Source organism: Cupriavidus cauae (assembly GCF_008632125.1).
GTDB classification, from domain to species: Bacteria; Pseudomonadota; Gammaproteobacteria; order Burkholderiales; family Burkholderiaceae; genus Cupriavidus; species Cupriavidus cauae.
On the sequence record NZ_VWRN01000003.1, the window covers coordinates 63151 to 84531 of the forward strand.

At 61.5% G+C, this 21381-nt stretch carries 12 protein-coding genes; 7 read left to right on the plus strand and 5 right to left on the minus strand.

From position 1 onward, the window contains the following. Nucleotides 1-58: 58 nt before the first annotated feature. The 6 genes from F1599_RS00770 to F1599_RS00795 all read left to right on the plus strand — a co-directional run bounded on the left by F1599_RS00770 (nucleotide 59) and on the right by F1599_RS00795 (nucleotide 9604). A complete protein-coding gene (locus tag F1599_RS00770) occupies nucleotides 59-2113 on the plus strand; it encodes a glycosyltransferase family 2 protein (protein WP_150081707.1) in 2055 nt (684 codons plus the stop codon). Nucleotides 2114-2175: 62 nt separating this feature from the next. Continuing rightward, nucleotides 2176-3297: a polysaccharide pyruvyl transferase family protein gene (locus tag F1599_RS00775; RefSeq protein ID WP_150081710.1), complete on the plus strand. Its 1122-nt coding sequence runs from the start codon at nucleotides 2176-2178 to the stop codon at nucleotides 3295-3297. A 110-nt stretch (nucleotides 3298-3407) separates the two neighbouring features. Next, nucleotides 3408-4577 carry a nucleotide sugar dehydrogenase gene (locus tag F1599_RS00780; protein ID WP_150081713.1) on the plus strand — a complete coding sequence of 390 codons (1170 nt, stop codon included), beginning with the start codon at nucleotides 3408-3410 and terminating at the stop codon, nucleotides 4575-4577. Next, nucleotides 4552-6072 (plus strand): glycosyltransferase family 2 protein, encoded by a 1521-nt coding sequence (locus tag F1599_RS00785; protein ID WP_150081716.1) that lies wholly within the window; start codon nucleotides 4552-4554, stop codon nucleotides 6070-6072. The genes F1599_RS00780 and F1599_RS00785 overlap by 26 nt, the downstream gene beginning before the upstream one ends. Then, complete coding sequence (locus F1599_RS00790) at nucleotides 6056-8158, plus strand: capsular polysaccharide biosynthesis protein (RefSeq protein WP_150081771.1); 2103 nt, start codon at nucleotides 6056-6058, stop codon at nucleotides 8156-8158. The genes F1599_RS00785 and F1599_RS00790 overlap by 17 nt, the downstream gene beginning before the upstream one ends. A 3-nt stretch (nucleotides 8159-8161) precedes the next feature. Next, nucleotides 8162-9604 (plus strand): capsule biosynthesis protein, encoded by a 1443-nt coding sequence (locus F1599_RS00795; protein ID WP_150081719.1) that lies wholly within the window; start codon nucleotides 8162-8164, stop codon nucleotides 9602-9604. 54 nt (nucleotides 9605-9658) lie between these two features. Here the strand turns inward: F1599_RS00795 and F1599_RS00800 are convergent, their stop codons facing one another. From F1599_RS00800 to F1599_RS00815, 4 genes are all read right to left on the minus strand, one after another. Then, complete coding sequence (locus F1599_RS00800; RefSeq protein ID WP_150081722.1) at nucleotides 9659-10987, minus strand: sigma-54-dependent transcriptional regulator; 1329 nt, start codon at nucleotides 10985-10987, stop codon at nucleotides 9659-9661. Next, the gene (locus F1599_RS00805; protein ID WP_223819410.1) at nucleotides 10968-12992 is read right to left on the minus strand and encodes a sensor histidine kinase; all 2025 of its coding nucleotides are present in this window, start codon (nucleotides 12990-12992) and stop codon (nucleotides 10968-10970) included. The genes F1599_RS00800 and F1599_RS00805 overlap by 20 nt, the downstream gene beginning before the upstream one ends. A 143-nt stretch (nucleotides 12993-13135) precedes the next feature. Further along, on the minus strand, nucleotides 13136-14446 hold the full coding sequence (locus F1599_RS00810; RefSeq protein WP_150081724.1) for a dicarboxylate/amino acid:cation symporter: 1311 nt from the start codon (nucleotides 14444-14446) through the stop codon (nucleotides 13136-13138). A gap of 536 nt (nucleotides 14447-14982) precedes the next feature. After that, entirely contained in the window at nucleotides 14983-15492 is a 510-nt protein-coding gene (locus F1599_RS00815) for a cupin domain-containing protein (RefSeq protein ID WP_150081727.1), read from the minus strand. A gap of 330 nt (nucleotides 15493-15822) precedes the next feature. Between F1599_RS00815 and F1599_RS00820 the strand changes: the two genes are divergently transcribed. Further along, the gene (locus F1599_RS00820) at nucleotides 15823-17616 is read left to right on the plus strand and encodes a hypothetical protein (RefSeq protein WP_150081730.1); all 1794 of its coding nucleotides are present in this window, start codon (nucleotides 15823-15825) and stop codon (nucleotides 17614-17616) included. Nucleotides 17617-17773: 157 nt separating this feature from the next. Here the strand turns inward: F1599_RS00820 and F1599_RS00825 are convergent, their stop codons facing one another. Next, nucleotides 17774-21289, minus strand: coding sequence for a diguanylate cyclase (locus tag F1599_RS00825; protein ID WP_150081733.1), 3516 nt, complete (start codon nucleotides 21287-21289; stop codon nucleotides 17774-17776). Nucleotides 21290-21381 lie beyond the last annotated feature (92 nt).

Below are 21381 nucleotides of genomic sequence, written 5' to 3' on the forward strand. Positions count from 1 at the left end.
AATGGCTTGCTCCAGACGAGACGTGGTAGACCCGTATCAAGTATACCGATAACCCGTTATGCAACAATCATCGAAAAGCTTTCTTAGTCAGGCTATCGCCGACTTTAACAGCAAGAACTATAAAAGCGCTCTCGATCTATTCGAGAAAGCAGGCGCGGTTTATGGATCCCATATCGTCAGCGCCAATATCGAGCTTTGCAGAAAATTGTTGAGCGCCGCTTTGCCTTCGGAGAGTGCTAGAAAAGGTGAGCCGGCACTCGACCCTGCAACACTCCTTATGTTGCACAACTCGGGCGACGCGAAGATCGGTGCTGCGAGGCTAAATAAAGTTCTGCAGCAGTATCGTGCGGCGGTCGCAACAAAATCTATTGACGCGAAAATTAAGCCCGTCAATCCGATTCCGTCAGACTGGCCTTCCGAGTTGTTGCTCCAGCCATTACCGGAAAGCACTAACGACTATCGTTGGATGATGCAACGGAAAGTTGGCGTAAAAGAAAATAAGCTGGCCGCCCTCAGCATAGTTATACCTACGTACAATCGAAGTGCCATTCTCGACGTCACTTTGGCCTGCCTAGTAAACCAGGAAGGGTCATATCCTTTCGAAGTTATCGTTGCGGATGATGGAAGCCGCGAGCAGATTGTGGACGTTGTCAAACGATATGAGGATAGACTCGATATTCGATATGTCCGTCAAAAGGATTATGGGTATCAACTATGTGCGGTGCGAAATTTAGGGCTGCGAACTGCACGGTACCCCTTTATCGCAATCCTCGATTGCGATATGGCGCCAAACAAAAATTGGGTAGCAAGCTATGTAAATCATCTTCTCGAGAATGACGATGTAGCATTGATCGGACCCCGTAAATATGTCGATACAAGCTCCTACACCGGCTTGGATTTTTTGAGAAATCCGGATTTGATCGCGAGTTTGCCTGAGGTCATCACAAACAATAATGAGGCCGGCCTATTAAGGCGATCCGTTTCCGTAGATTGGCGGTTGGAGCATTTTAAAAAGACCGATAATCTCCGTCTTTGTGATTCACCATTCCGATATTTTAGCGGCGGAAACGTCGCATTCGCCAAAAAGTGGCTAGATATCGCCGGTTGGTTCGATGAGGAGTTTACTCATTGGGGAGGCGAGGATAACGAATTTGCGTACAGACTTTACAGAAGTGGCTGTTATTTTCGCGCCATAGATGGCGGAATGGCATATCACCAGGAGCCACCAGGAAAAGAAAATGAGACGGATCGTTCGGAAGGGAAGAAAATTACGATCAATATCGTCCGTGATAAGGTCCCCTATTTCTACAGAAAAATAGAAGACGTAACAACGGCGAAGTTGCGCGCAGTTCCATTGGTGTCGATATATGTGCCCGCATATAATTGTGCACAACATATTGTGAAATGTATTGAGAGCGCGTTAAACCAGACGGTCGTCGATTTAGAAGTATGCGTCTGTGACGATGGATCAACGGATGACACTTGGGATGTTCTATCTCGATATTATGGTGATCATCCCCGAGTTCGGCTCATGAGTAAGCCGAACGGCGGCATTGGGTCAGCCTCTAACGCTGCTGTGAAGATGTGTCGCGGCTATTACATTGGCCAGTTGGATTCGGATGACTATCTCGAGCCGGATGCGGTCGAGCTCTGCCTAAAGGAATTTTTCAAAGACCCGAAGCTAGCATGCGTCTACACCGCAAATCGAAATGTGGACAATAGCGGAAATCAAATCGAAGAGGGTTACAATTGGCCTGTCTTCTCGCGAGAAAAGTTGACGACTGCGATGATCGTTCACCATTTTCGGATGTTTACGGCCCGCGCCTGGAACTTGACTACGGGATTCGAAGAAAAAATGGAGAACGCCATAGATTATGATATGTATCTAAAGCTGAGTGAGATTGGACCGTTCCGGCATGTTAACAAAATTTGTTATAACAGACGTCTGCACGGGGAAAATACCTCAATTAAAAAATTGGCGATCCAGAAGAAAAATCACTTCGTGGCAGTCAATAAATCGCTATCTCGGCAGGGGATAGGAGATTTTCAATATCTCCCGCAGAGCGAACGCGATGACTCATGCCGAAAATATATCTTTGTGAAGCGAGGATAGGGGCGGCATGTTGAACGCCACCTTTTGCTACACGGAAGACGGAAAAGGAATTCGACTTAAAAATGAAACCAATCGGTGTTATGGGTTGTCTGCCGCGGTTACCGGTGGAGTTCCCTCTCACATATCCCGAAAACGCGGGAAATATGGTCCATGCGAATGCGCCATTCCGCATGTTCGACTCCGCGTTCTTCGTGAAAGACGTCAACTATAAGGCTCTCGGCTTCGAAAACTTCCTTTCGTTCGTGAATAAAAGATGCAGCCATTTGATCGTCACGATGGCAAACACGCTGCGTGCTGGAGAGGAAGATGGCGCGAAGTATGCCAGGATGCTCGACTTTCTAAGTAAAGTCGATAAACCAATTGTGGTCTTTGGTCTCGGCATTCAAACCAAGGAAACCAACCTGGATGGCATCTCGCTGCCGCAGGAGGCGGTCGCGTTGGTAAATCATCTTAGTTCCCGAGCGACGCTTTTGGGTGTGCGGGGTGATTTTACTAAGCGCGTACTCGAACGGCTGTGTGGAGTCTCGAACGCATATGTCACTGGTTGCCCATCACTATTTAGCCGGCCGCTGGCCTTTGCAGAATTACGCGAGAACATTAAGAATGGAACAGTGGGGCGCCCCGCGTATGCCGGTACACGTTACTTCGATACAAATGAGAACGCTCATCTCATTAATGCTATCCGACAAGGGCATTGGTTAATTGAACCGGTTAATAAGCACAATCACAATTTTTATGTGAAGACGCTCTCCGGAAGCGATTCGGTTGAGGATGTTCCATATTTCTTGCGTAGACATCTCAAGGGCGAGGAATATGGCGATCGTCACTATATGAGAAATTACTTTCTTTCGTCATATCGACTTTTTCGAAATACTGATGAATGGTTTCAATTCAATGCTGAAGCTGTGTCGTTTTCGTACGGATCCCGCTTTCATGTCAATATGGCAACTCTATTGAGCGGAAAGCCGGCGCTCTGGCTGACCCATGATGCACGAACTCGCGAGTTGGTGGAGTTTATGGGTCTGCCAAACGTCGATATCGACTCAGAATGCATGAGCGATATTAACGCTATCCGCAAGCTCATGAATTTCGAGTGCTTCTTCGATAAAATTGGTGGGCTATTTAAAAATTTCAACGAATATCTGGCGGCAAATGATCTGCCAGAAATCAGCGCACCTGTTTAACGGGGAAGGCCGTTGAGTTCCGTTGGCAAAAACTGTCGAATTTTGTCAACAAAAACGGCCGGCATGCTGACGATCGCAGTTCGGCATGGGTCACGAAGGATAAGGTTTATATGAAAATCGCAGTCGCTGGTGCCGGTTATGTTGGGCTATCCAACGCCATACTACTCGCACAGCACAATGAGGTAGTGGCACTTGATTTAGACACGGCACGGGTCCAGCAAATCAATGACAGAATTTCCCCCATTGCCGATGATGAAATTGAAAGTTATCTCAAATGTGCGCCATTGCGTCTCCGTGCAACGGTGAATCCAGCCATCGCGTACGAGGACGCAGAGTTCGTAATTGTCGCGACTCCTACGAACTATGATCCGCAGTCGAATTACTTTGATACATCGTCAGTTGAGACGGTTGTTCGCGAAGTTCGTGCATTGAACCCGGAAGCCGTTGTCATTATTAAGTCGACGGTGCCTGTAGGGTTCACGGAGCGTCTGCGTCGCGAGCATCAAACGGAAAGAATAATCTTCTCACCAGAGTTTCTTCGTGAGGGGCGGGCGTTATACGACAATTTACATCCCAGCCGTATTGTTGTTGGCGACCGGGGGGAGCTGGGTCAACGGTTCGCTTCGCTACTAAAGCGGGGAGCTATGTCAACCGAGGTGCCCGTCTTACTTACTGGTAATACTGAAGCGGAAGCCATTAAGCTTTTCGCGAATACGTTTTTGGCAATGCGTGTTGCATACTTCAACGAGCTAGACACATACGCTGCTGTACATGCCTTGGATCCGTTGGAGATAATCAAGGGCGTGTGCTTGGATCCTCGAATTGGCGGCCATTATAATAATCCGTCTTTTGGATATGGTGGTTATTGTTTGCCAAAAGACACCAAGCAGTTGCTTGCAAATTATCGCGACGTTCCCCAAAATCTTATACATGCAATCGTCGAGGCGAACAGAACGAGAAAGGATTTTATAGCGGAAGAGATCCTCGCTCGTAAGCCAAAGGTCGTTGGAATTTATCGCCTTATTATGAAGGCTGGATCGGATAATTTTCGCGCATCGTCGGTCCAGGGCGTGATGAAGCGAATTAAAGCCAAAGGCATTGATGTAATTGTCTACGAGCCTGCTTTGAAGGAAGAAATGTTCTTCAATTCGCCCGTTGTTTCGTGTTTAGATGAATTCAAACAGCGGTCTGACATTATCGTTGCTAATAGACTCGCCAATGAAATAGGCGACGTTGCAAATAGAGTATACACGCGTGACCTTTTTGGCGGGGATTGTTGAGTTATTTTTGCCCGGGATTAGGCTAATCTGCGGCATTTCCGGCTTATCCAGGGGTCGTTATGTTGAATTTGTCGCATCGGCGGGGTTTTTGCGAAAAATAGTCCCCGCGTGGTGGGTATGGGCGCTATATCGCCTCGGTTTGCATCTTTCAGTGGTAGGTACAGACGCTAGCTCCAACGCTTGGCGCTTCATATTTGCAAAAGCGGTGGCGCATGCAGCGTGCGGCGACTTTGACAAGGCTCGCATGTATGTTGACCGGATTGCGAGAGAGCGGAAGTTTGTTCGTCGCCGCGCAAACCTCGCCAAGGCAATGGCGCCGTATATGCCAGAAGTAGCAGCTGGTTTGCTTGAAGGATGCTGTGCGTCGGATACGGCACTACTGAGGGTGGCGGTATATTCGAGAGTGCGGCGCCTTTCACCCGAACAACCGACGCCGGCTGAGGTTGGCCGATGGCTGGATGTTGCCTTTGGTTTGGAGAAAGACCTTCATGCTCAGAACATTGCCGTACAGCGGCCGGAATTGCAGATGGAAGCGTTTAATCGTTTCTTAAATTCACATGACCTGCTGCCAGTGTCGTTACGGGACACGACGAGGGCACTCGGGCCGGGGAATGTCGTTTGCAAATCGGATGGACTTCGCGCGCATTCCGGACCCCTTACGACGGTCATCATGACGACGTTTCAGAGCCAATGTACGGTGCGATATGCCATCGAATCAATCTTGGCTCAGACCTATAGAAACATTGAATTGATTATCGTAGACGACGCAAGTAATGATGAGACGGTACATATAGCGCAGGAATTTGCGGAGCGTGATAATCGAGTAAGGCTAATTCGGCTTGGGCTCAATGTCGGTACATTCGTCGCAAAGAATATAGGGCTCGACTATGCGCAGGGCGAATTCGTGACCTGTCATGACTCAGACGATTGGGCGCACCCCGAAAAAATAGAACGCCAAATACAGCCGCTTTTGGCGAGCCCGCGATTGATCGCTACTATTTCTTACTGGGTGAGAATGGAACCTGATGGTAGGTATTATGCACGGGCGGTATACCCGTTGTTACGGCTGAATGTCTCATCCCTTCTTTTTCGCAAAGAGGCGGTGTGTCTGGAGGCAGGCATATGGGACGTCGTTCGGGCGGGTGCCGATAGTGAATTTTTGTCGAGATTGCAACTTGTTTTTGGTAGGGACGCGATTTTGTATTGCAAGTTACCACTATCCATTGGTGCTCACCGCAGCGAATCGCTGATGAACGCGTTTGATACTGGCTATTCTGTCTCTGGCGTATCGAGGCAACGGCTTTCGTATTGGGAGTCGTGGAACTGGTGGCATGTCGATTGTTTACGTAATGGAGCAACACCTCGCTTACCAAAAAACCTTGGATATTTCGATAGGCGTGTATTTCCGGCGCCGGCCGATTTGTGCGTTGATAGGGAGGCGATCACACGATCGTTGCAAACTGTTGTGATCCATGGTGATGTTGGTGCGCATTAGAGAGTCCCTTCGATCGACGAGTGACGGAAGCGGTGACACGGTCGGGGTCGTGTCACGCGGAATTTGGAGGATTCCACATCTTGCGTCATTCATAAATGCTCATATTCGATATATACGCTTTCCTGAGCACAGCTCTACAGCAGTTTCTGCAGTGGTTTGCTGGGGCCGGCGGCCTACAGCGACGCGCGCGATAGAATTTGCAGAAAGAGTGAAGGGATGCCGTATTACCTATCTTGAAGATGGCTTTATTCGATCGATTGGGTTGGGCGTAGACGGTTACGCACCTCTTTCGTTAGTCGTTGATGCGAAGGGAATATACTATGATGCAACGCGTGGATCGACTCTTGAGGAATTGATCGCTGGAGCGGATTTATCGCAATCTCTTCAGGAGGATGCGGAGCGCGCCTTGAAAGCAGTTCGCGCCTTGAAGATATCTAAGTATAACCATGCCGCTGCGTTCCATTTTCCCAAAACAAAAAAGCGGCGGGTGCTCGTTGTTGACCAAACTGCTGGTGATATGTCCGTTGTGTATGGCGGCGCAGACGAAGAGACATTCGAAAGAATGTTGGCGAGTGCGGAACTGGATCATCCGTATGCGGAAATATGGGTCAAAACGCATCCGGACGTGCTCCGTGGAAAGAAAAAAGGCTATCTTGGTGTGCTGCAATACGGCAGTAAATTGAGGATATTAGCCGAGGATTGTTGTCCCTACACGTTGTTGGAGCAAGTTGACCACGTCTATGTCGTTACGTCTCAAATGGGTTTTGAAGCCCTTATTTTGGGGCGACCGGTTACGGTATTTGGTTTGCCGTGGTATGCGGGTTGGGGGCTAACAGATGACCGCCATCCCGAGGTCCGCCAGTTGACAGTGCGTAGAGGTGTAGCGCGTACGGTGCCACAACTATTCGCAGCAGCCTACCTCATGTACGCACGCTATATTAAGCCCGCTACTGGTACGCAAGGTACGATATTTGATGTGCTTGATTGGGTGGCGCGTAATAAGAGCATCAACGATGCGAATCGATGCACGCTCCTTTGCGTTGGCATGAGTCTTTGGAAGCGCGCTATCGTTGAACCGTTTTTGACGACACCGTCGAGCCGCGTGCGTTTCGTTCAGAGGCTCACTGATAGCGATTTGGCGCGCTTGAAGGATGACACTCGCATAGTCGTTTGGGGCAGCCGGGAGCACACCGTGGCCCAGGCTGCGGCAGCGCATGGAATCCCGATTATGCGGGTAGAGGATGGCTTTATTCGATCGTCCGGTCTTGGCTCGGATTTACATGGGCCGTTGTCCCTGGTAGTCGATGACCAAGGGATCTACTACGACCCATTTTCGAGAAGCCGGCTCGAGCGCTTGCTTGAAGTTGTGAATCTAAGCGAGGATCAGCGTACGCGCGCGAGACTTCTTCGTCGTCTGATCGTCGAAAAGAAGATTACTAAGTACAACGTGGGGGGGATTTTCGAGCTGGATCCCCGGAGCGCAGGACGCAAGGTTATATTAGTTCCAGGCCAAGTGGAAGACGATGCCTCCATTATTTCCGGATCGCCGATAGTTCGGAGGAATGCAGATTTGCTCGCGCGAGTGAGAGCGGCTGCACCGGACGCGTGGATTCTCTATAAGCCGCATCCTGATGTTGTGGCAGGAAATCGCCGAGGCGGCGACGCCTCCTTTGCTACCGATCTAGCGGATCAAATTGTCATAAACGCAAGCATCTCTGGCTGTATCGCGGCAGCTGACGAAGTGCATACCATGACATCTCTTGCTGGCTTCGAAGCATTGCTATTGGGCAAGCCCGTACATTGTTACGGTGGCCCTTTCTACTCGGGCTGGGGGCTTACCGTAGATCATTTTGAGTTAGCACACCGCCAGCGCAGACTGACGTTGGACGAGCTGGTTTATGTTTCTCTGTGCGAGTATCCGCGATACCGCTTGCCTGGGGTGCAAGGTTTCTGTTCCGTGGAAGATGTCGTCGAATATCTCGCGGAAGATAGCAGAGAGAGACAGGAGCAACTGGGAAGCGGCTGGATCACGAAGCAGTGGCGGAAGGGCCGGCAGTTGTGGCGTGTACTTTCGTCGTGTTGCTGAATCATGAAGCCATTGGGCGGCAATCGGCCGAACTCCATCAAAGTAAAGATCCGACGTCCGATAGACGACGCGGATAGCGCCGGCCATTGTGTTCACGCCCCCACCAGCGTGGAGCACTCGCCTTCGATCCAGTTATTGGGACAGCATTCCCGTGTCCTCTTACTGCAGGGCCCTAACGGACCATTCTTTGCTCGATTGGCGTATTTTTTAAGAGATCTAGGGGCGGAGGTATGGAAAGTAAACTTCAATCGCGGGGATGATCTTTACTACCGTGATGTCGGGGTCATCCGATTTTCCGATGCCATGCCAGCGTGGGAATCGTTCCTCCGCGAGCTGTTGGGCAAGATGCGGATCGACGCCATCGTCGTTTTCGGTAGTGCCCGCCGCCATCATCGAATCGCAGCCCGCGTTGCAAAGTCTATGGGCATCACCTTCTGGGTATTTGAGGAGGGCTATATTCGTCCGGACTACATCACACTGGAGAAAGGCGGCGTCAACGCGGATTCGCCGTTGGCGGGTCTGCAGTTGGGTGACATTCCTGCCGTTCCAGCCGCACCGAAGCGAAGGAGGTTCAAGCATCCATTTGCGAGAATGGCTTGGTATTCGTTCTGGTATTTTGTGGCGGGACTGTTATCCGCCAAGCGCTATCCGCAGTACCGGCACCACAAGCCGTTCGGCGTGCATGAAGCGGGCCTTTGGATGCGGGCAGCATACAGGAAGTACAAGTACCGATGGCAAGAGCAGGGCCTCACCAAGGCCCTATTGTCTGATGGCCATCCGCCATTCTTCCTCGTCGCCCTCCAGGTCTACAACGACAGCCAAATCCGCGTCCATAGCCCATGGCGCCGCATCGAGGACTTCATCGAATGGACCATTCACTCGTTCGCGTATAACGCCCCGCGCGACACCATCCTGGTGATCAAGCACCATCCGATGGATCGCGGTCATACGAATTACGCGGCGGTGATCGACGAGTGCGCACAGCGATTCGGGGCTGTCGGCAGGGTCGTCTACGTCCATGACGCGCACCTGCCCTCACTGCTGCATCGCTGCGATGGTGTCGTTACGATCAACTCGACGACCGGCCTGCAGGCGATGTACCACCGCGTTCCAGTCATCACGCTCGGGCGGTGTTTCTATGACAAGGAAGGGCTGACCTATCAGGGCAGCCTCGATAGATTCTGGAACGACCCCAAGCCGGTCGATATGGCGGCTTATCGTCGTTTCCGCAACTACCTGATCCATACCTCGCAGATCAATTCGTCCTTCTATGCGGACTCCACCCTCGGCGAAACCGCCGACGCGAAACGGTGGCACAAGCGCTGGCGCGTGCGTTTCGCCTGCGTTGGCGGGCTCGTGATGATGGATTCGTTCTCGGGAAGAGCGGTCGACATGTCGGCGCTGTTCTCGATCCTGCATTGGGCGTCGAACTGGTTTGTCGGGTGATTTGGTTTCCAGGGCGTCGACGGTGCCGCCCCGGCTCCCACGCTGATTAGAGCGCTACAGCCCGTACTTCCTGACCTTGTCGAACAACGTCGTCTTGGCCACCCCCAACGCCTCGCTAGCCCGGCTCAAATTCCCCTCATGCCGCCGCAGCGCATCCGCGATCAACGCCCGCTCGAATTGCTCCACCGCCTGCGCCAGCGGCAATAGCGCCGGTTCCTCGGTGCCCTGTTCGGGATTGCAGCCCAGGCCCAGGACATGCCGCTCGGCCAGGTTGCGCAGCTCGCGCACATTGCCGGGCCACGGATAGGCGACCAGCCGTGCGAGTTCGGCGGGGGAGGCCGGACGCGCGTCGCGCTCGAAGCGCAGCGCCGCCTGCGCGACGAAGTGGCCGAACAGCAGCGGCACGTCCTCGCGCCGCTCGCGCAGCGGCGGCAGTTCCAGCGTGATCACGTTGAGCCGGTAGTAGAGGTCGGCGCGGAACTGGCCGGCGTCGGCCAGGGCCTTGAGGTCGGCCTTGGTCGCCGCGACCACGCGCGCGTCGACCGGCACCGGCGTGTTGGAGCCGAGCCGTTCGACCACGCGCTCCTGCAGCACGCGCAGCAGCTTGATCTGCATCGACATCGGCATGCTCTCGATTTCGTCGAGGAACAGCGTGCCGCCCTCGGCGTGTTCGATCTTGCCGATGCGGCGCTTGGCGGCGCCGGTGAAGGAGCCGGCCTCGTGACCGAAGATTTCGCTCTCGAACAGCTGCTCCGGCAGCCCGCCGCAGTTGATCGGCACGAAGTTGCGCGCGTGGCGGGTGCTGGCGTCGTGCAGGCAGCGCGCCACCAGTTCCTTGCCGGTGCCGGTCTCGCCGTGGATCAGCACATTGGCGCTGGTGTCGGCAAGATCGGCGATCAGGCGGCGCAGCCGTTCCATCGCCGGCGACACGCCGATCAGCCGCGCCTCGAGCCGTTCGCGGCCGGCCAACCGGTCGCGCAGTTCGGCGACCTCAAGTGCAAGGCGGCGCTGCTCCAGCGCGCGGCGCGCGACCTCGACCAGCCGCTCGGGGGCAAAGGGCTTTTCCAGGAAGTCGTAGGCGCCTTGCTTCATCGCCTGCACCGCCAGGCCGACGTCGCCATGGCCGGTGATCATCACCACAGGCAGCGCGGCGTCGCGGGCCTTGAGCTGCGCCAGCAGCGCCATGCCGTCGATGCCGGGCAGGCGGATGTCGCTGACGACGATGCCGGGGAAGTGCGGCGCCACCGTCTGCAGCGCGGCCTCGGCCGTGCCGACGGCGCGCGTGGCGATGCCTTCGAGGCGCAGCGCCTGTTCGCAGCCCAGCCGGACGTCGGCGTCGTCCTCGACGATCAGTACCGACAGGTCATTGAGTTTGGGCGCCATTGTGTGTCTCCTTGCCGGCCATCGGCAGCACCATCGTGAAGCAGGCGCCGCCGTCGGGATGATTGCTGGCGACCAGCGTGCCGCCGTATTCGTCCAGGATGCCGGCCGACAGCGTCAGGCCGAGGCCCAGACCCTGTCCCGCCGGCTTGGTGGTGAAGAAGGGTTCGAACAGCCGCGCGAACGCTTCCTCGGACAGGCCCGGGCCGTTGTCGCGGACGGTGCAGCGGACCATGCCTTCGGCCACCGCGGCGCGCAGCTCGAGACGGGCCGGCTGGGCACCTTGCGCCGGGCCGGCCGCCATCGCGTCGAGCGCATTGCCGATCAGGTTGACCAGCACCTGTTCGAGCCGGTTAGGATCGCAGGCGACTGCCAGCGTGCGGTCGACATCGCGCACGATCTGCGGCTGCACCGCCTGCACGCGCGTCTCCAGCAGGAACAGCGCGTTGTCGATCGCATCGGCCAGCAGCGCGCTGCCCTTGCCGTTGCGGCCGGGCTTGCGCGCGAAGGACTTGAGCGCGCCGGTAATGCGGCCCATCTTTTCGACCAGGCCGATGATGGTGCCGAGGTTCGCCTGCGCGGTGGCGAGGTCGCCGCGCGCAAGGAATTTCTGGGTGTTGCCCGACAGCGTGCGCAGCGCGGCCAGCGGCTGGTTCAGCTCGTGCGCGATGCCGGTCGACATCTGTCCGACTGCCGCCAGCTTGCCGGCCTGCAGCAGACCGTCCTGGGCCTGGCGCAGTTCGCGCTCGGTGCGGATGCGCTCGGCGATCTCGGTCTGCAGCAGATGGTTGGCGCTGGTCAGGTCGGCGGTCCGTTCGGCGACCTTGCGTTCGAGTTCGCTGTTGGCGGCCTCGAGCGCGGCGCGCGCGGCCAGCCGCTCGCTGACGATGCGCCGGCGCACGTTCCAGGCGGCGCCGAGCAGCAGCACGAAGGCGGTCAGCACGCCGCACAGCGCGGCGGTGTTCAGCGCCGCCATGCGTGCCTGCGACGTATCGGTCAGCAGCGTCAGCTGCCATTCGGTGCCGGGCAGCATCGCGTTCTGCTCGAGCATCGATGGGCCGCGGCGCATGCGTACCAGCGCGTCGCCGTTGTTCATCGCCCGCACGCGGGTGAATTCGAGCGGCTCCAGCGGCGCGCGGTTGTACTGCAGGCTGCGGTTCAGCCGTTCGCGCTGCGCGGCGCTCAGCGGCCGGCGCGCGCGCAGCTTCCACGACGGCTCGGAGGCAAGGATCACCACGCCGTTCTCGTCGGACAGCAGCATCTGCATGTCGGCGCTCTGCCAGCGCTGCTCCAGCGGCTCGAGGCCGACCTTGACCACCGCGACGCCGCTGGGCCGCTGGCCGTTGCCATTGCCCAGGGGCGCCGACAGGTAGTAGCCCGATTCATCGCGCGTGGTGCCGACGCCGTAGAAGCGTCCCAACTGGCCGTCGATGGCGGCCTGGAAGTAGGGGCGGAAGCTCAGGTCTTCGCCCAGATAGCTGTCGGGGCGCTGCCAGTTGCTGGTGGCGCGCACGCGTCCCTGGCGGTCGAGCACGAACACGGCCAGCGTGCCGGCGCGAGCATTGACCGCGGCCAGGTGCGCGTTGGCCGCGGCGACGCGGGCGGAATCCTCGGGCCGCGCCAGCAGCGAGCTGATCTCGTCGTCCAGCGACAGCAGGCTCGGCACGAAGTCGTAGCGCGCCAGTTCGCTGGAGAGGGCCTGGCCGTAGAGCCGCAGCTGCACCTGGCCGCGCTCGGCCTGGCGGGCCAGCGCGGCGTCGAAGGTATAGCGGTAGCCCAGCCAGCCGGCCAGGCCCACCAGCCCGGCCAGCGCCAGCAGCGCGAGCAGCTGTGCGGCGGCGGCCAGTCCGCGCTCGCGGTGGGGCGGACGATGGTGCGCAGGGCGGGCCGGGCGGGAGGGGACGGCAGCAGCGGTGGCAGCAGCGGTGTCGGCAGCGGCGGCGGCAGGGCCGGAACGGGGCGAAGACACGGCGGAAGACTGGCGGTTCGGCATGGCGGTTATCTGCATGCGCTCTCTTTTATCACACCCGGTGAGCCGGCCCGGACGCTCGGGTCCGCTGCCCTTCATCACCCGGCGCCCCGAATGAAAAAGGCCCGGCCGCCGGATTGGCGGTCGGGCCCCTGGCACGCCCCGTGGAGCAGGCAGGGAGGCTACTTGCTCGCCAGGACCTGGACGGGTGCCAGGTCGGTAGCGCCGTCTTCAGCGGTGTCGTCCGCTTCTTCCGGCACCGGCGCGCCGATCGCGCCTTCGCTTTTGGCGACGACGGTCGTGGCAATGGCGTTACCGAGCACGTTGGTGACGGTGCGGCCCATATCGAGAACATGGTCGATGCCCAGCACCAGCAGGATGCCGGCCTCCGGCAGGCCGAACATCGGCAGCACGGCGGCGACCACCACCAGCGAGGCGCGCGGCACGCCGGCGATGCCCTTGCTGGTGACCAGCAGCACCAGCAGCATGGTGATCTGCTGGGTCAGCGTCAGCTCGATGCCATAGACCTGCGCGACGAACAGCGCCGCGAACGAGGTGTACATGATCGAGCCGTCGAGGTTGAACGAGTAGCCGAGCGGCAGCACGAAGTTGGTGATGCGCTCCTTGACGCCGAAGCGGATCAGCTGGTCGATCACCTTCGGATAGGCCGACTCGCTGCTGGCGGTGGCGAAGCCGATCATCAGCGGCGCGCGCAGCGTCTTGAGCAGGCGGAACACGTCGCGGCCGAGGAACAGATAGCCGCCGAAGATCAGCGCGACCCACAGCAGCGCCAGCGCCAGATACAGGCTGCCGAGCAGCTTGGCGTAGACCGTCAGCACGCCCAGGCCCTCGGCGGTGATCACCGCGGCGATGGCGCCGAACACGCCGACCGGGGCGAACGCCATCACATAGTTGGTGACCTTCAGCATCACCTTGGCCAGGCCATCGATCGCCGCCAGCAGCGGCTTGCCCGGACCGTCCTTGACGGCGCCCAGCGCGAAGCCGAAGAACAGCGAGAACACCACGATCTGCAGGATCTCGTTGTTGGCCATCGCCTCGGCGATGCTCTTCGGGAACATGTGGGTGACGAAGTCGCGCAGGTTCAGCGCGCCCGTCTTCAGGTTCGAGGTGGCGTCGGCCGGCGGCAGCGGCAGGTTCATGCCATGGCCGGGCGTCAGCAGATTGGCCATCACCAGGCCGAGCAGCAGCGAGGTCACCGACGCGATCACGAACCAGCCCATTGCCTTCAGGCCGATGCGGCCGACCGCCTTGCCGTCGCCCATGCTGGCGATGCCGCTGACCAGCGTGGCGAACACCAGCGGGCCGATGATCATCTTGATCATCCGCAGGAACACGTCGGTCAGGATCGACAGATGGCCGGCGATCGATTTGGCCGCGGCGGCATCGGGCGCGAGGTGGTGCGCGGTGGTGCCGGCCAGCAGGCCGAGCAGCATGGCGAACAGGATCAGGGTGGGCAGTCGGTTCAGTTTCATCGTGATTCAAACCTGGGGCGTCCGGCGCGGGCCGGACAGCTTGGGAAACGAAAGACGCGCAAGGCGGCGTACCGCCCCGCACAGCTCGACGGACGCCGGAGCGCCCGTGCGGCGACGCGGGCCGGCTTCAGGTCAGCCGGCGGGGACGCAATCGGGGGCGCTGTGTGGGCCGGGCGGGCGGGGTGGGGGCTGCCATGTCGTTTCCTCCATCGTTGTGGCGCAGCCGGGGGCGGCGGCGCTATAGATGGGGGGCCTAGTTCGCACGAGGCGTGCCAGCTTTGCCAGGCTGACAGCAGCCTGCAAGTGATTGAAACGAAAGGGAAAAGTTTCGCGCGCTGGCGACCGCGTTCGGATTTCCGAGCGGGCGTGGTGTGGGCGTGTTCGGATTTCCGAACGGCGGACGGGAGATGGCCTGGTCCTCAGGTCCGCAGGTCCTCAGTGCTCCGCGTGCTCCGTACTCGAGGTGCTTCAAGGTGCTCAAGGTGCCCGGGTGCTCCGGGCACCAAATCCCCCGGTCGCGCAGGGCCTCCAGGCCCTCAAGGCGCCGACGACATCCCGGCGTCCCGGCTGCCGCGCCGTCCCGCGCTGTCCGAACTCAGCGCCCGGGCACGTTCGAGCAGCCGATCCAGCGCCCGCGTCGCCAGCCTCAGCGGCCACGGCACCTCGCGGCGGCAGAAGGCGATCTTGCGCACATGGCGGTCGACCTCCCACAGCCAGGTCGTGTGCGCCGGGAAATGTCCGACGTCGCCGGCCCGCAGCGTGCGCACCTGTCCGCCTGGGCTGGTCACCCGCACCTCGCCGTCGAGAATCAGCACGGTCTCCTCGACGCTGAAGCGCCAGGCGAACGCGCCGGCGCTGCATTCCCACAGATGGGTCGACGCCAGTCCGTCGCGCGCCATCGCATGGGTCGCGGCGCGCGCATGCGGCCGGCCGGCGCGCACCCAGCCCGGTTCGATCGGGCAGTCCTCGAGCGTCATTGCCTCGATGCGGCTGAACACGCCTTCGATGCGGGCGTCGGGTGCGGGGGCGGGCCTGCGTGGCGGCATGGCGCGGTCTCCTGTCTTTTCCGGTAGCGCGGATGGGCCCAGCGGGCGTGGTCCCAGCGTAGCGAGGCCGCACTTCCGGTCTCTGTGCGTTCACGCACGATGCCATCCCACCTTTGCGGATCAAGATCGAGGCGAGGTCCTTCCGATTCGCTTGCCCGGAAACTAAAGAAGCACGCATTCCGCGTGACTTTTGCAGTTGCACACGTCGTACATTCCCGCCATCCCGAATTCGATAGTGCGCCGCACCATACGGTGCGTCGGTCTTGTGTCTGCAGTGTATTTGCGATGTGTCGCCAGCAGCGCCTGGCGGCCGTTGCGGGGACGACCATCATGCCTACGACTGCCTTTGCACCTTCCTTCACGGGTTTGCCGCTGACGGCCCCATTGCCGCAGGGGCCGCTGCAAGGACCGTTGCGGCAAGGACCGTTGCCGCCGCCTGCGGCCGCCGGCAAGGTCGGCGCCGACGCCGCGGTGCTCGGCGGCGTGGCGTGCCGCATCACCGCCGACAAGGCCACCAAGCCGATCGGCCGGCTCGGCAAGACCGAATGCGTGCTCTATCCGTTCTGGGGGCTCCTGGCCGCCGCGCTGACCGGCGTGCGCGGCGCGCAACTGCCCGCCATGCTGCGCGATGTTCCGAGCGCCGGCATCCTCGCCACGTGCAGCTTTCGGATCGGAATCGCGATGCCGGTGCTGGCGGCGCTGGAGGCTGGCGTGGCGATCGCACGATTCGTCAAGGTGGTGCGCAAGCGCGGCCGTCTGGACGCGCGGCTCCGGGATACCGCCGCCGACCACACCCGGTGCGAAGCGGCGCTGCGTCAGCGGCTGGCTTCGCGGACCGAGGCGGCGCTGCCCGCCGAGCGCGCGGTGCGGCGGCAGCAGCGGCAGGCGCTGCGCGACGACGGCAGCCTCGACGCCTTCCTGCTGTATCGCCATTCGCGCGCGGAGCGCGGCGACAACGACGGCAAGCTGTTCAGCAGCGGCCTGACGCTGGCGCGCGATGCCGTCGTGCAGGGCGTGGCCGCCTCGTCCGGTGTGCTGCAGGTGCTCAGCCGGATGCTTCCCACCGTGGCGGCCGCGCTGCCTTGGACCGGCATCGCGGGATGCGCGGCGTCGGTGGCCATGTCGACGGCCCAAATCGTCACCGGTGTCATGCAGTGGCGAGACTCGGCCAGGCAGCGCGCGGCCTTGCATCAGCGGCGCGAGGTCCTGCGGCGTTCGCCGCTGGCCGCCGCCCTGGACGGCCTCGAGCGCCACGGCGCTGCGGCCACCGTCTGCAAGGCGCAGCCGCTGTCCCCGCGGCGGCAGCGCATCGTCGGCGAGGCCGACCCCGCCCAACTGCGGCAGACCGCGGACTTCTATCGCACCGTGATGCAGTACTGCGACAGCCAGATCGGCGAGGCGATCGAGTCCGCGAACAAGGATGTGCGCAAGGCCGGCCTGCGCATCGCGTACGGTGCCGGCACGCTGGGCGTCAACGGCGCTGTGCTCGGACTGACGGTGGCCGCGTTGACCACCGTGACCGCGGCTACCGCGGGCACGGGGCTGATGGTGGTGGGCGGGGTGCTGGGGCTGTGCTGGCTCGGTTTCGCGGTCTACCGGATGGTGAAATGGGTCAAGAGCCGGCGCGCGCTGCGGGACGCCGCACTGACGGCCCGGCAGGTGCTGACGCCCGCCGCCGGCAACGACGCCGCCGCCTCCAAGGCGATCGCCGCGGCCTGCGCGCAGCTCGATGCCGGCAACGCGGCCGATCACCGCCATCTGATCGCGGCACGCGTGATGCAGCATCTGCAGGCGCGCGGTTCCGCGCAGGCGCTGGCCGAGCGCAGCCTGGCACGCGCGCTGATGCGCACCCTCGGTGCGGATGCCGAAGTAGTGGCCGCGATCGAGTCCGCGCAGACGCCTGAGCAATGCCGGCTGGCAATCAAGCTGGTGCTGCGTCATCTCGACGGCCGCTGCATCGATCCGGGGCGCGAGCAGGAGGCTGTCTCGACGCGCGATGCCGATGGCGCGTCGGAGCCGCCGGGGAAGGCGCCGGACGATGCGCAGCGTGACGTGCAAAGCGATGTGCGCGACGACCGCGTGCCGCTGTTGCACCGGATGGCCGCCACCGCCAGTGCGAGCTGATCAGGCCGGGCCGGCAGCGGCGATCGTCCGCGACCGCGCCGCGAGCCTGTCGCAAGCCGGTCGGGACCCCACGGCCAAACCGCGGCCAAACCGCGGCCAAACCGCGGCAAACCGCGGCAAACCGCGGCAAACCGCGGCAAACCGCGGCGAGCCGTCGCTACCGCGACTGCCGCTGCGCCGTCTCGCCTGGCACGCTGCCCGCGCAGCGCGCCAGGTAGTCCTCCAGCGGCATCGGCCGGCCGATCGCATAGCCCTGCGCATAGTCGACGCCGATCTCGCGCAGCACGTCCAGCGTGGCTTCGTCCTCGACCGATTCGGCCACGGTGCGGATGCCCAGCCGGTGGCCGATGTCGTTGATCGAACTGACGATTTCCCGATCCACCGCGCTCGCGGCCAGATGCCGGATGAAGCTGCCGTCGATCTTCAGGTAGTCGACCGGGAACTGCTTCAGATAGGCGAACGACGACAGGCCGGCGCCGAAGTCGTCCAGCGCCATGGTGCAGCCGGCCTTGCGCATGTCGGCGACCAGCCGGTTGGCCGCGGCCATGTTGTTGATCAGCGCGGTCTCGGTGATCTCCAGCCGGATGCGGCTGGCCGGCAGCACCGAGTTCGACAGCTCGGCATGCAGGAACGGCAGCAGGAAGGGCTCGCCCAGCGAATTGGCCGACAGGTTGATCGACACCGACAGCCCGGGCACCGCCAGCAGCCGCGCGCCGAAATCGCGCAGCACGTGCTGGATGACCCAGCGGTCGACATGGCCCATCAGGTCGTAGCGCTCGGCCGCCGGGATGAACGCGCCGGGCATCACCAGGCTGCCGTGCTCATCGACCATGCGCACCAGGATCTCGATATGGGTCGGAGGGGATGACGCAGCCGGCGATACGGACGCAGATGCGGACGCGGATGCGGACGCCGATGCCGGCATCGATGCGGACGCCGATGCAGAGGACGATGCTGTCGTCGATGCAGGCGGCGTGCCCCCGGCCTCCGGCGCCAGCGCGCGGATCTCCTGCGCGAACAGCCGGAAGCGGTTGGCCTCCAGCGCCGAGTGGATGCCCGCGGCCACCTGCAGCTCCCGATGGTGACGGCGCGCATCGCTTTCGTCGCGGCGATAGACCGAGACGCGATTGCGGCCCGCCGCCTTGGCGGCGTAGCAGGCCACGTCGGCGCGGCTCATCAGCTCGCCAAGCGGTGGCGCCTCGCGGTCGATCGCCGTGATGCCGACGCTCGCGCCGACGTCGTAGACGCGGCCTTCCCACGGAAAACGCCGCGCTCGGATCGCATCGATGACCTTCAGGCAGACGCGCTCGCCCTGGTCCACCGAGCAGTTGCGCAGCAGCAGTGCGAACTCGTCGCCGCCCAGGCGCGCCAGCAGATCGCCGGGACGCACCTGGCTGCGGATCACGTGTCCCAGCTCGCGCAGCAGCACGTCGCCGGCCGCGTGGCCAGCCGTATCGTTGACGATCTTGAATCGGTCCAGATCGATGAAGCACAGCGCATGCTGCTGTTCGAACTCGCGCGCCGACTCGCAGGCCTCGCGCAGGCGCTGCTCGAACCAGATCCGGTTGGGCAGCCCGGTCAGCGCGTCATGCATCGCCGAATGCGCGAGCTTGCGCTGCAGCGCGCGTGCGGTGGTGATGTCCTGGAACACCAGCACCGCGCCGATCACGTCGCCGCGCGGCGTCAGTACCGGCGCGGCGGAATCCTGCACGTCGTGGCGCTCGCCATGGCGGCTGATCAGTACCGCGCCGTCTTCGAGATAGACCGGCCGCAGCGTCTGCAGGCACTTGGCAACCGGGCAGGCAATCGGCTGGCCGGTGGTCTCGTCGACCACGTGGAAGACCGTGGCGAGCGGCCGGCCGTCGGCCTCGGCCATGGTCCAGCCCGTCAGCTGCTCGGCGATCGGATTGATGAAGGTGATGCGCAGCGCGGCATCGGTGCAGATCACCGCATCGCCGATCGATCGCAGCGTGATATGCAGGCGCTCCTTCTCCTCGAACAGCGCCTCGGTCAGCCGATGGTGCTCGGTGATGTCCCAGTTGGTGCCGACCATCGACAGGGCCGTGCCATCGTCGGCGCGCGAAACCACCGCCATCGCGCGGATATGCCGTACCTCGCCGTCGGGCCGCACGATCCGGTACTGCGTGTCGAAGGGCTGCGTGCCCTTGACCGCCTGGCGCATCTCGTGGCGCGCGCGCATGACGTCGTCGGCATGCACCATCGCGATCCAGCCGTCCAGGTCCGGTGCGCCGCCGACGGCCTCGGTGCCGTGCAGCGCGTGCATGCGGCGGTCCCATGACAGCGTGCCGGCGGCGATGTCCCATTCCCAGATGCCGACCCGGCCCGCTTCGACGGCCAGCTCGGTGCGCCGCGACAGCGCTTCGAGCCGCTGCTGCGCGAGCTTGTGTTCATGGATGTCCTCGACCTGCGCGATGAAATGCAGCGGCGCGCCGGTGGCCTCGTCGCGCACCAGCGATACCGCCAGCAGCGTCCAGATGAAGTTCCCGTCCTTGCGGCGGTAGCGCTTCTCCATCCGGTAGCTGTCGGTCTGGCCGGCCACCAGCCGTTCGAGCTGCGCCAGGTCGGCGGCGAGGTCGTCCGGGTGCGTGATGTCCTGGAAGGCGATGCGGCTCAGCTCGGCCGCGCTGTAGCCGAACAGCTCGCACATCGCGCGATTGACCTGCTGCCAGCGGCCGTCGAGGCTGACCAGCGCCATGCCGATCGCCGAATGCTGCATCGCCTGGCGGAAGCGCCGTTCGCTGCCGCGCAGCTCGCTGCGGTCGCGGCGATTCTGCTCGCTCAGGTAGGCGATGCAGACCGGGAACACCAGGATCAGGCTGGTCGACAGCTTCATCGCATGGGTCAGGAATGCCGGCGCGTCGACCAGGCCCGCCTGTGCCGCGGCCAGTCCGAGCATCACCGTGACCAGCATCGACAGCAGCGTCAGCAATGCGGTGGTGAAGGGGTTGGTGAACAGCGCGGCGACCACCAGCGGCAGCGACAGCACGCCGAAGGGGTCGTGGGTCTGCAGCACCGACAGGCCGCCGACCGAGGCGGTCAACAGCAGCAGCCCGGCCACGCGCGGCAGGCGTGCGCGGGAAAAGGTCTCCCGCAGGCGCTCGCGCGAGTAGGTGACCGACAGCGGCACCAGCATCAGCATGCCGATCGCATCGGCGCTCCACCAGGTCGACCAGATGTCGCCGATGGGCCGGCCATAGGCGGCGGAGATGGCCGCGGCGCCGATGGTGGCGCCGATCACGGGCGCCAGCGTGCAGGTCGCCCCCAGCATCAGCGCGAAGCGGGCCAGCGGCACCGCGCTGGCCCGGCCGATCCCGCCGCTGATGCTCGGCGCCAGCCACGCGACGAACAGGATCTCGGCAACATTGGATGCGCCCAGCACCAGCGCCAGCCACCAGGGGTCGCCGAACATCGCATTGGCGGCCACGCCCGACACCAGCATGCCTGCGAGCATCCAGGCGCGCTCGCGCGGCCGCTGGTGCAGTGCCACGCCGGCGCCGAACGCGGTGGCCAGCCAGACGATGGCCGCATTGCCGGGATAGCGCGTCAGCGCGATGCCGGCGATCGCCAGCAGGAAGAACAGCGCGGACGCAAGCGATACGCGCTGCCAGCGAGGCAGGGCGGGCAGGGGCGGGGCTTCCTGAGCGGACGTCATGGGAAGGTGTGTTGGCGCATGGCGTGGTGCCGGCGACGGGCGGACAAGGTGCGGGGCCAGGAGGCATCCCGTGCCATCCGGCGCGGTGCCGG